Origin of the sequence: Clostridium brassicae (assembly GCF_026738875.1) — a bacterium.
GTDB classification, from domain to species: Bacteria; Bacillota; Clostridia; order Clostridiales; family Clostridiaceae; genus Clostridium_H; species Clostridium_H brassicae.
This window is the reverse complement of the sequence record NZ_JAPQFJ010000008.1, coordinates 160,185-171,679: the sequence shown is the minus strand read 5'-3', so window position 1 is coordinate 171,679 and position 11,495 is coordinate 160,185. Positions and strand designations below refer to the sequence as shown.

Annotated in this window: 16 protein-coding genes; 5 read left to right on the top strand and 11 right to left on the bottom strand. The window is 26.6% G+C overall.

The window, feature by feature from the left end; translation table 11 throughout:
- Positions 1–353: 353 nt before the first annotated feature.
- On the bottom strand, positions 354–1,130 hold the full coding sequence (locus tag OW729_RS09830; protein ID WP_268061318.1) for a CsxC family protein: 777 nt from the start codon (positions 1,128–1,130) through the stop codon (positions 354–356).
- Positions 1,131–1,537: 407 nt separating this feature from the next.
- Here OW729_RS09830 and OW729_RS09825 point away from each other — a divergent pair, with 407 nt between their 5' ends.
- Positions 1,538–1,705, top strand: coding sequence for a hypothetical protein (locus OW729_RS09825; RefSeq protein WP_268061317.1), 168 nt, complete (start codon positions 1,538–1,540; stop codon positions 1,703–1,705).
- 693 nt (positions 1,706–2,398) lie between these two features.
- Here OW729_RS09825 and OW729_RS09820 read toward each other — a convergent pair.
- Complete coding sequence (locus OW729_RS09820) at positions 2,399–2,527, bottom strand: hypothetical protein (RefSeq protein WP_268061316.1); 129 nt, start codon at positions 2,525–2,527, stop codon at positions 2,399–2,401.
- Positions 2,528–2,838: 311 nt separating this feature from the next.
- Here OW729_RS09820 and OW729_RS09815 point away from each other — a divergent pair, with 311 nt between their 5' ends.
- A complete protein-coding gene (locus OW729_RS09815; RefSeq protein ID WP_268061315.1) occupies positions 2,839–3,036 on the top strand; it encodes a helix-turn-helix domain-containing protein in 198 nt (65 codons plus the stop codon).
- 116 nt (positions 3,037–3,152) lie between these two features.
- Positions 3,153–3,470, top strand: coding sequence for a helix-turn-helix domain-containing protein (locus OW729_RS09810; protein ID WP_268061313.1), 318 nt, complete (start codon positions 3,153–3,155; stop codon positions 3,468–3,470).
- A 46-nt stretch (positions 3,471–3,516) separates the two neighbouring features.
- Here the strand turns inward: OW729_RS09810 and OW729_RS09805 are convergent, their stop codons facing one another.
- Genes OW729_RS09805 through OW729_RS09790 form a run of 4 tightly spaced genes read right to left on the bottom strand, consistent with a single transcriptional unit; the run spans position 3,517 to position 5,762 of the window.
- A complete protein-coding gene (locus OW729_RS09805) occupies positions 3,517–3,855 on the bottom strand; it encodes a hypothetical protein (RefSeq protein WP_268061312.1) in 339 nt (112 codons plus the stop codon).
- The gene (locus tag OW729_RS09800) at positions 3,842–4,714 is read right to left on the bottom strand and encodes a ParM/StbA family protein (RefSeq protein WP_268061311.1); all 873 of its coding nucleotides are present in this window, start codon (positions 4,712–4,714) and stop codon (positions 3,842–3,844) included. The genes OW729_RS09805 and OW729_RS09800 overlap by 14 nt, the downstream gene beginning before the upstream one ends.
- Before the next feature lie 2 nt (positions 4,715–4,716).
- On the bottom strand, positions 4,717–5,019 hold the full coding sequence (locus OW729_RS09795; RefSeq protein ID WP_268061310.1) for a hypothetical protein: 303 nt from the start codon (positions 5,017–5,019) through the stop codon (positions 4,717–4,719).
- A 14-nt stretch (positions 5,020–5,033) separates the two neighbouring features.
- Positions 5,034–5,762, bottom strand: coding sequence for a hypothetical protein (locus OW729_RS09790; protein WP_268061309.1), 729 nt, complete (start codon positions 5,760–5,762; stop codon positions 5,034–5,036).
- 164 nt (positions 5,763–5,926) lie between these two features.
- On the opposite strand from OW729_RS09790, the gene OW729_RS09785 reads away from it, so the two are divergent.
- On the top strand, positions 5,927–6,097 hold the full coding sequence (locus OW729_RS09785) for a ribbon-helix-helix domain-containing protein (RefSeq protein WP_268061308.1): 171 nt from the start codon (positions 5,927–5,929) through the stop codon (positions 6,095–6,097).
- 441 nt (positions 6,098–6,538) lie between these two features.
- On the opposite strand, the gene OW729_RS09780 is transcribed toward OW729_RS09785, so the two are convergent.
- On the bottom strand, positions 6,539–7,591 hold the full coding sequence (locus tag OW729_RS09780) for an ImmA/IrrE family metallo-endopeptidase (protein ID WP_268061307.1): 1,053 nt from the start codon (positions 7,589–7,591) through the stop codon (positions 6,539–6,541).
- Between the two features lie 23 nt (positions 7,592–7,614).
- Positions 7,615–7,932, bottom strand: a complete 318-nt coding sequence (locus OW729_RS09775) for a plasmid maintenance system killer protein (RefSeq protein WP_268061306.1) — start codon at positions 7,930–7,932, stop codon at positions 7,615–7,617.
- Between the two features lie 135 nt (positions 7,933–8,067).
- Between OW729_RS09775 and OW729_RS09770 the strand changes: the two genes are divergently transcribed.
- On the top strand, positions 8,068–8,883 hold the full coding sequence (locus tag OW729_RS09770; RefSeq protein WP_268061305.1) for a sce7726 family protein: 816 nt from the start codon (positions 8,068–8,070) through the stop codon (positions 8,881–8,883).
- Between the two features lie 28 nt (positions 8,884–8,911).
- Here OW729_RS09770 and OW729_RS09765 read toward each other — a convergent pair whose 3' ends face one another.
- The 3 genes from OW729_RS09765 to OW729_RS09755 form a co-directional block, all read right to left on the bottom strand.
- Positions 8,912–10,024, bottom strand: a complete 1,113-nt coding sequence (locus OW729_RS09765) for a beta family protein (RefSeq protein ID WP_268061304.1) — start codon at positions 10,022–10,024, stop codon at positions 8,912–8,914.
- 270 nt (positions 10,025–10,294) lie between these two features.
- A complete protein-coding gene (locus tag OW729_RS09760; RefSeq protein ID WP_268061303.1) occupies positions 10,295–10,993 on the bottom strand; it encodes an N-acetylmuramoyl-L-alanine amidase in 699 nt (232 codons plus the stop codon).
- Between the two features lie 41 nt (positions 10,994–11,034).
- The gene (locus tag OW729_RS09755; RefSeq protein WP_268061302.1) at positions 11,035–11,457 is read right to left on the bottom strand and encodes a phage holin family protein; all 423 of its coding nucleotides are present in this window, start codon (positions 11,455–11,457) and stop codon (positions 11,035–11,037) included.
- Positions 11,458–11,495: the final 38 nt, after the last annotated feature.

The window sequence follows — 11,495 nt, the reverse complement described above, 5'->3', positions numbered from 1 at the left end:
AGATACTTTTCAATAACTTCTATCTTTTCTGATCCTGATATTTTTGCTTTGTGAGACATAAAAAAACTCCTCCTTACAGTAAACAGTTTTTATTATTTAAACTGTCTACCATAAGGGGAGCATATCAAAATTCTAAGGCTTTCTTAGTATTCAACTCTATTTTTGCATTTATATAGCTTGTATACGTAATTAGTATCCCGTGGCACCAATTTGTAAGCAAAATAATTACCCTAAATTAATACAGTGCTCTTATACAGCTATAGTGTTGTAAGACATACTTGAGGATAATCCCAAAACTATTACATCTCTACTAAATTACATAAGATATCTTTGGTTAACGCCTCATATAAAATTTACTTACAACCTCCGCATGGATCTGGGTCTGGATCTGGGTCTGGATTTATATTTGGATCTATACTTACTTGTTGATTTTGTAATACTTTTAATCTTAAATAAATAACCATTTTTTCAATAATCTTATTGTAAGGAGCACCTGGAATTTTATCAAATCTATCCTTATGGATATCTGCTTCATAAATTCTTGCTTCTTCTAATTCACAATAAGGTTTTTCTGTATAACAAATAGTATCTATAAAATTTTGTTCACATGGTAATGCTCCTAATGTTTCTTCTCCACATTTACAGCCACATCCGCCTCCACAGCCTTTATTGCAAATTAATTCTATTGACTGTGCAGGTGTTCTAGTACAGAATACTGGTGGTGTACTGTATACAACTTCAGTTGCACATCTAAAAGGAACATCTACTGTTGTATGCTGCACTCTTCCACTAACTACATCACAGTCTACACAATCAGCTGTTGTGTATTCAATGTTCTTTCTAACATATCCTTCTAAAAATAGTTTTCCTGTATTAGTACCTTCTGTTGTTAATATTAATTTACATTGAGTTAAAAATACATCTTTTTTGATTCTTTTTATATCATAGAAAGGATATTGTAAGCATATATCAGCTTCTACATCTATTTGAATAGTCCTCTCAGCTAAAACAACAGGTATTTTAGCTACTACATCACTCGTTCCACTTGGTACTATATTAGTTCCTGAACATAATGTCAATGTCTCAGCATCTACATTACCACAAAATGGTTTATTAGATCTGTGTTCCATTATATATTCCCCCTTAAAATTCAGGCTTCTTAAGATATATTATTCTAAGTAGGTATGGCTATATTTATCTCATACCTACTACATACTATGCATAATTTATATCCACGGTGATTATATTTGTCTCTATCTTGTAAAAACCTTATTTCTCAATAAAGTTTATCAATTATTCATTAAATTTATCTTGCTAATCATAGAGCGATTCGTGTCCACTATATTTAAATGAAGGATAATACACAAAAATTATGTATTAACTTTCTTTACAAAAATAATCTCTAATACAACTAGTGAATAATCTCTGAAACTTTGTCAATAATTTAGATAACCTACTAAAGATTAAAAAATTATTTGCAAATGATGCTAATTTATATACGCCCGAATTATGCAATTATTTTAAAGGGGGAATTATAATGAAGCATCTAACAGTAGGTATTTTTGCACTATCCATACTTACACTTTCTATACATTATAAAGTAATCAAAATAGATACAACAATTATTCACAAAAATGTATGGAATATTGTTGTATGGATAGTTAGTCTAACACTAGGAGTGATAATATCCTCTTGGCTTAAGTAGACTAGAGGGCAACTTCTAATAATAGGAGTTGCCTTTTGCCTTTCTGCTTTCACTGGATTTCCAAATAACACCTTATGCTTTTCAAGAAATCAATTGTACCACTAGTATATTGAATATCCTTTTTTATTGTAATCATATTTTTACCATATCCTTTTGATATATATTTCTACATTAGAGATCAATTTTCTTCTTTATGTATTTTACTTAGCTAATTATGTACTTTGTACTCCTGTGCCAATATTCTTGATACTTTTAATTCAACCAGCACCTATTAGAATAAAATAATCTAAAGCTCGGTAAAATATTTTTAAAAGCAATAATCAAAAATAAGCCTCCTAAATTAATAGGACGCTTATTTTAAAGGTTCTGAAAATTTTTATAAAAAAATAGTGATTTAACTATGTGTTTTTAATTAGACAACCCAAAGGCAACCAAAACACTAACATCACTAATAAAAAAATACATTATAAAAGCCTGTGAATTATTCATTTCACAGGCTTTACATCTGGCAGGGGCACCAGGACTCGAACCCGGAACCAATGGTTTTGGAGGTCTATTTAATACGTTTATAATTGTCTTTTATTTTTTGAAAACATAGATATAACGCCATGTAAAGCGATTATATACACTCATATTTTCAATATATTTATATATCTTTATAAAATTTAGACAACCAAAAGACAACCAAAATAATTAATCCTTTAAGGAACTAATTAGTGTATTTTTAATTTCTTTTATTAACTTTTTTAGCTTTATATTCTCCTCTTTTAAAATTTCATTTTCTTTCCTTAATATTATCAATTTTTCTTTTGTCTCATTCATTTAAACTCCCCCATATAGTCAAAGATTTTTTATTTTTAAGTATTCTTGTAATTTACTTTACTACTAAATTATACCTCTGATAGGCCTAAATTTCAAGAACATATGTTCGAGTAAACAACGTTGTTTATATATGTATTAAAGTAAACATATCTCCCTATGTCCTTAATTATAACTCAGAAAAGTATTCCCTCCAGGAATATTTCGACATAATTTCCCATTGTAAAAAATTACTTCTTTTATTTCTTTGTAAATTATGTGAAAATTAAATTATTCTTAAAATAAACTAAGTTTGAAGGATTATAACAAATATAATGTTGAAAACTGCAAGAATTTTAAAAAGGATGTCACAAAAAACTTTAGGTGAAAGACTTGGAATAAGCCAATCCTATGTAAGTAGATTAGAAAATGAAGAAAAATATAATGAAAATATAACTGTTGACTTAATAAGAAGACTCTCTATAGAATTAGATTTAGATCCCATTGATTTGTTTTTGTATTTCTATCGCTAAAGTAAAGCTTAGCTTTACTATATGATATAATAATAAATTCTATCTTTATTTATTGCTTATGTTAAGAACTTGTATTTTAAACTTAATCTATAAAATACAAGTTTGGGGGAATAAATTTGTTTGGAGATATATTGAAAGATTTAAGAGAAGATAGAGAAATGACACAGGAAGAGCTTGGAAAATTATTATGTGTAACAAAACAGGCTGTCTATACATATGAAAAAGGTGAAAACGAGCCCACTATGGATGCATTAATTAAAATTGCTGATATATTTGATGTAAGTTTAGATTATTTATTGGGAAGAACTAAACAGAAGGAAAATTTTCATATTAATAATGAGTTATTTTTGCGAGTATTAAATGATAGACATAAGAAAAAATTCTTATTAGATATATGTAAAAATTTAAATGACTATAACTTAACTACAAAGTAGAAAGAGTATGTTGCATTAATAGCAGCATACCCTTTTATCTATTACCTTAATCTCCAATAAACTTATTTAATTCCTCTAATTCATTTAATTCTAACTCACTTTCAGATTCTTGTTGTAATTTGTCTTCACTGTTACTCACTTTATTATCTATACTATTACTATAGTTGCTCACTTGTGGTGACTTTGTGTAACTTTGAGGTATTTTAATATTACTTATTTGTGGTAACTGTATTTCACAGTTACTCACTATATAGTTAAAAATTATTTCCTTAATAGCTGCTTTAGGATCAACGCAGCCATTAAGAAATTTTATAATTTCTCTCTCTTTATCTTTAGAACTATTGAGAGTAAATTGCACTCTTGTACTATCCTTACTTATTGCCAATATTCCACACCTTCTTACTAGCCTCTAGTGCTCCATTTACATTACTGGCTAATGCATTTGGATGTATTCTAAACTTAGTTAATGGAAGCTTAGATATATAATCTTTTAACATTAAACTTGTACCACCTGTGAATATTGTATTATATGTTTTTAAATTCACATATGGCTTAACCGCATTTAATATATCTCCTAAGAATTCTATATATTGTTTAGGTTCTACTTTAATTAATCCATTATGTATTAGCCTTTGTACATCTTCCTCAGTAAAATCTTCACCTTTAGCATTTTCTAAACTCTTTATTTTAGAATAAAAATCAAATGAACCTAATTTAATTGTATTAGTTTTTACTATCTTAGCATTTTCTAATACACATATATTAACAGTTCTAGAGCCTAAATCTAATATACAAATGTCACCTTTCCTATCTTTTATATCTAAACTATAGTAACTAGCATAAGCTTCTGGAAGTACCAATAGATCATTTATCTTTATCTCTCTATCCATACCATTAAATTTAAAATTAAATATTTTTCCTTTAAGATTTTCCACTAACTTCTTTTTATTTTTCATCTGTATTATAGGTAGTAATAATGTAAGATTAGTTTCCTTCGTTCCTTCATTATTAGCCTTTCCTAACGCATATAATAATTGAGCCATATAATCCCTATTAGCTTTATTAAATTCTCTAGAAAGTTCCCCTACACCTATATATGTTTTTATACCATTATATTCTACTCTTTGAAATCCTTCCTCATAACTTTGATAATCATTAGTTATTTTGCTGCTAAAAATTCCTTCATTATCCCCAATATATTTAATATTAATATTCCCCAAATCAACCACTGTTATTTTACTCATTATTAATTCTCTCCTTCTATAATTTTAAATGTATAAAAATAATTTGAGTCATAAAACACTAATTTGCTATCCTTAAAATCAAATATAAAATCTTTAGCAATCAATTCGCCTAAATGATTGCGTATAGATATGGCAACTTTTTCTTTATTAGTTATTTTAGATTTAGAATATTCTAAATCTATTGAACCCACATTTAATATTATAAATCCACCATCTACACTCATTACTTCATTGTATCGTTCATCAAGTTTTATAGTATGTTTTATCATATCTTTAGTAAAAGTATATATTGGATTTTCCCCCATAAAATCAACCTCCTTTATATTGGCAACTCATATGATTCTCCGTAGAGCAGTGCCATTTCTAATTTTTCATAGTCGTAGATTCTTTGATGATAATTATTAAAGCTGTCTACTTTTGGTCCATTTATATTTGGTCCACTGCTTATACTAAGTACATTATTATTTTTAATTATCCATCTACTATAAGCATATATATTCTTTATACCCTTTTTATGAATTGTGTATTTATAAGCTTTTATTACTTTAGTAACATCATTTCTAGCCACCTTTAAAAGTTCTTTAGCTTGTACATCATTAAATTCTGTTTCTTGTACTACTTTTTTAACATCTTCATGTGTTACAATCATATCTTCTTCCTTGTTTTGTAAAACATCATCTACGCTCATTTGCCCCTTTAATGGAACATTGCCATCATTATCAACATGTTCTTTTACTGTAGCTGCTATTTTTTCTATTTTTGGATTAATACTCTCTAGGCTTTTATTCTTTAAAGTGTACTCATATTGAAATTTTCCATTAACACTCTTTTTCTTTTGTATTAATATCTTGTTTTCCTTAAGTTCCTTCCATGCTCTATTGAATCTAATTTCACCTAATCCAGTAACGGATTTAACATGCATTTTATTTATTTTGAAGTTTGGTATTGAAATAAATCTAGCTAAAGTCATATAAACTCCTTTCGCTTCAAAAGATAAACTTTCACTTTCTATTATTTCATTATCTATTTTAGTAAATCCGTTACTCATACATTTACTACCTCCTTTTACCATAAACTTATTTAAGTTTACTTAAGTTATGTATTAATAATATCATCTTAATTAAACTTACGCAAGTATTTTTTTAATTAAACTTATATAAGTTTTAATAAGCTTATGATATAATAAAAATATAAATTAATTTGGAGGTAATTATGAATACTCAAAAAGACAAAGATTTGAGAACTAGAGAAAGATATACAAATTCATTCGACATAGATTTACTAGCAGCTTTAAAGAAGTTGTCTAAAGAAACTATGATTCCTGTTTCTAGATTATTAGATAAATCAATTGAACTTTTATTAAAAGAATATGATAAAAGATAACCAATATTAAAATCGGTTATCTTTTTTATTTAAAACTTATCCTTGTCAAACTAACTACTAACCATTATTTTATAATATATCTTTAGATATATGTTTATATAGTTAGTTGTTTATATAATATTATTTATAAATTCTTGTTTATAAAATCTTTTTTAATATAGTCTTGTTATAGGTGGGTGATTTCTGCCCTGTGGTAAACTGTACTATTATTTATAGGGTATCCGTTTTCTATATGTTTATTTTTCAAAATATAAAAACACCCCAAGCTTTATGCTTAGGGATAAATATATTATTTTCTACACATATTAATAAAAACTTGATATACTACACTCTTGCTAAACACTTAATTAATTCAAGAAAGATAACTCTTATTGTTATAACTAAAAAGTAATTTTGATTAATTTCAGAGTTATTTTTAATTTTTATATAATAACATATGAATTACCTATTTTTTTTATAGTTTAAGCTTGCCATATCTATATATTTATCATGTTGTAATCTAGCAACTAGTATTCCAGGCAATATTCTGTTTTTAGCCGAAAATAACTCTATAGATTTACTTGAAAAATCCCCCTTTTCTATAAATTCATTGTAACTTTTTTTAGATATAAAAAATTCTCTAGCAAACTCATTAGCTTCCATTTCTTTGTTATTAATTTGTTCTTCCTCTAATGATATTAATACTTCATTAATATTATAATGTTTAAGTAAATGTCCTAATTCATGCGCTATAGCAAACCAAACATGGTCATGAGATTTAAACCTACGACTAATGAAAATAGCAGGATGATCATTATATGTTAGTAAGGCTCCTCTTACCTTACTGTTTGAAATAGCCTCTAATTCTACAAAATAAATTCCTAGTTGATTACATAACTTTCTACAACTTATTAAGGTACTATTTAAATTAGTATTATATGCAATATTTTTAAATAATCCTAACTTTTGTTGTAATTTTTCATGTGAATACTCTATTCCATTTATATCCTCTGTTTGCAACTCCGCTTCCTCTTTACATAAATTTAACCAAATTGCAATAGCTTCTTTTTCGCCACCATCTTCAAAAAAATCTACTTGTAAATTTGAATAAACATCATTAAAATCATCAAAACTGTTAAGTTTCAATATTTTAAGCATTTCATTAGCCTGCTTTAATAAATCCCAATTTAATCCCTTAAATACTTCTTTGAATTTAAACTTCTTTGCTATTTCTTCGAGATTAAACTTTTCTAAATTATTTTTATCACATTCATTAGCCAAATATTCTCTATACTTATTTTCAAGATTTAACCAATAAGAAGCGGGAATTTCAGGCAGCACTTTTTCTAAATTAACTGCTATATCTTCAGTTAATTTATTCTTTCCACTTAGCAATTCTGATATATATAGTTTACTGACACCTAATATTTTTGATAGCTCTTCTTCATTAATATTTTTTTCTTCAAGATATTCTTTTATTATGACTCCTGTTGCTACCCTATAATTAATACCCATAGCTTTCACTCCTTTCTCTAATGTTAATGATAGTCTTCTAACGTTAGAATTTTTATTTCCGTGATTGTAGTTAAATCAGTAATATCGTATGTTCCATAAGGTTGTATAACTATTCTAAAATTAGGTGAATAATCTATTCCCCAACAGTCTTTAAAATCACCATTTAATTTATGTCGTCTTGGAGGAGGAACTTGTGGAATTTCACCTAAATTATTTGCACTTTGTAGCTCCGTTAATCTAGATTTAATACGTGTCGCATGTGCCTTGTTATAATGTCTATTAAGTAATCTTTCATTACATAAAACTTTTTTATCCTTTGAAGAATTAAAATGTAATATCATTATTGACCCCCTTCCCAGCATTGTTAAATTATAACAAAACTTCCCTTAGAGGTCAATTTTTTCTTCTTTATACATATAAGCTTTGTATATAATCTTTATATTGATATAATATAAGTATGTAAGGAGGTGATAATTGTGAATATAAATAATCAAAATACCGCTTATTTTAACTTTGCAAAGAAATTATTTTCTAATTATAATATTTTACAAATACCTAATGAACTATCAAACAATTTTTTTAAATTATCACTTGAATATGGTTTGGAAATTCCAATTAATAAAGATATTAGAACTCTGTATAATGAAGTAATTAATAAATATTATCATAATGAAATAACAATAAAATCGAACTTTATAAATAATGTTCTATTAAAATCGAAAAATCATATAACAATTTTTGAATTTAACTTAGAAACTAGTCGCGCTGATTTATGTAAAATTAATGGGAAAAGTATTGCATTTGAAATTAAGACAGATTTAGATAATTTATCAAGATTAGAAAAACAAATTAATGACTATTCTAAAGTTTTCGAAGAAGTGTATGTTATATGTTCAAAACCTAATATAAGTAATGTACTTAATATAATACCTTACTTCTGCGGAATCTATAGTTATAGTATTTCCAAAAATGGTGATTATATATTTAAAAAAGAAAAAAAATCTATTCCTTGTAATAATATAAATTCATTAAACCAATTAAAATTATTAACAAAAAAGGAATTGAAAGATATTTTCACAAAATTTAATTACATTAGTGGTAAAGAACTTATGATTGAAACTATAAGTAATACTTATTCATCTTCATATATTAATTCTAAATTCAAAAAAATAATTAAGCAAAGATATTGTTCACAATGGGAGTTTTTAAAAGATCATCATAATGAAATTTATGAAATTGATTATCAATGGTTTTTTAAAAATAATATTAGTCCTAATATTATATATCAATAATAAAAAAAGAATCTTAAAGATTCTTTTTTTAATTCTTAGTTTTTAAATAAATTTGATGAATATACCTAGTCAAAGCAATATTATTCCATGTAGCCCAATTTCCGGTCTTACCATGTGAATCCATAGATTTTATTTTTATATACGCAACACAATTATTATCTTGATCTAATATATTTTCATAATTTAAAATATTAGTAATAACATCCTTATATCCTCTTAACCCTAAAGAAGTATCTGAGTTACAAAATGAGTAGAACGAATTATCTTTGTAATTGTATAACAATGCTAGGGCAGCACCTTTACCATTACTTCCACTATCTTTAACAGGCAACTGATCCTTTAATCCGCCATAATCTCCAAATCCATCTAGATCATATAGCATATATTCATTAGCAGTAGCATTATCAATCAAACTGGTTTTACAACAATTTTCATAATCCTTATTTGCACCTTTTAATCGCCTTGGAGAATTTAAAAGTATCTTTTTTGCCCTCGTTTTACATAATCTTAAATCCTCAAGCTCCATTATTTTTGAATAAAAATTTTGTTCATTAATATCATATAATAAATAATCACTTTCTCTTAGATATTTCTCAATAATATTCTTATAAGCTTCATAAATGTCGTCTTCTATACGAAATGCAATAGATAAATTTAAACTTTGAAGTTCATTTATAATTTCTATAGTCTGTCTTTTAGAGAAAGTAAATGTCTTTTTTAAAGATAACACAGGAATCATATTTTTATATTTTGTAATCCCCTTTAGTTTTTTAATATATTCATCGCTATTATTATTTAACATATATGCTAAAGTCATTTTCCCTATATCTAATTGTCTATCATATTTGTCTACATCAAATCTAAAATAATCAATAAAAACCTTTGATTCATTCACTACTTCATTTATCTTATCTAGAGTTATTATGTCATCAGGCGTTTTTGCTTTTAATATAGGCGTTTTTCTTTTATTCCCTGGCTTTAATTCCATTAAGTGTTTCCCATTATCATCAACTTCATACTTTTTCTCATATACTTCATTTAAAATTTCGAAAAGAGGAATAATTTTATCTGAAAAACAATAATTCAACTTCTTTGATACTTGTAGTTCTTCTCGTCTTGTTTTCATCATAGGAATATACATTAATCCACCCCCAGCTATTATAAATATATCATTTTATACTATATTTAACATATCAAATTTATTTTACCAATTATATCTTAATGTGTAAACAACTTATCTGGTTACATTATATATTATTTAACTTATCTCTACGCTAAAAAGTAAAACATCATTTACTTGTAGCAATATTCACATAATCTTAATTAAATAATTAATTTATGATATTTACAAGTAGCTAGACAATATTTTCAAAAAATAAAAAAGCACCCTGGAATATCTTCCAGGGTTAAATTAAAACTCTCTTATTATATTAGCAATTGTTTGAAGTGCCTTTTCTGTAGCTGATCCGTAAATATTATCTTCTCTTAACGGTGCTTTAGTTTGAGTTATGTTGTTATACCACTTTTGAAATTCAAGACAGTAATCTACTGTATATTTATCTTTACTATTTGGTTTTGTAGCTTTAATGGTAGAGGTAGAAAGAGCTTGCCCTACTATTCCTTTAGCTATTGCACTAGCTAAGTCTTCTGAATTATATCTATTCATGTCTTCACTACTATCTATAAAGCTACATTCTATTAGCATTGCTTTTGCTTTACTGTGTCTTATTACACATAAGTTACTCCCATTTTTTATACCTCTATTTCTATATCCTAATGAACATATACTATTTAACACCTCTTTTGCTTCTTTAAATTCTTTTCCGCTCCATGTAAATACTTCTGTTCCATGTCCTCCACCAGAATTAAAATGTATAGAAACAAATAGATCTAGATGTTGGGCATTGGCTAGCTTTATTCTATCTTTAAGTCCTTGCGCTTGTGTTTCTGCATAATCTGTAGTACAGTTTATAACTGTATGTCCTGCTGCTTGTAACTTAGCAATAACCTTTTTACCAACTTCTCTATTACAATCAGTTTCTTTTCTAATACCTACTGCTCCAGTACCTCCACCTCTTAGTGGATGTCCCATATCTATACCTATAATCATATTAACTACCTCCATTTTTTATAAAAATTAAAGAGCAGCAATTACTGCTGCTCTTTCTTAATCTCTTTCTTATTTCCTTCTTTTAGTTGTGCAAGAGTATCTGTAATTTGCTTTGGTACAGGAACTCCTAAACATGCACAATTCTCTAAAATAGAAATACCCTCATTTGCTATGTAAAAATAACAAACAAGGGTACGAAAAACCCAACTTCCTGTATTAAGTAACTTATCTAAACTAACGGCCACTATAAGAACTGCAAATATAACAGACTTTTTAAGAAGCCCTTTAAATCCTGTTTTACTAGATAATTTCTTGTTAAGCCATGCTATTACTACACCCATTACATAATCTAACATCATAAATATTATTAAAATCTGTAATGCTAAATCCCAACTTCCAAACAATCCTGTAAATACTGTACCTACTCCTGCAATAATTGTATTAAATATATTTTGTTTATCCATTTTACACCTCCAAGTATAAAAATTTAAAATCTAGTTAA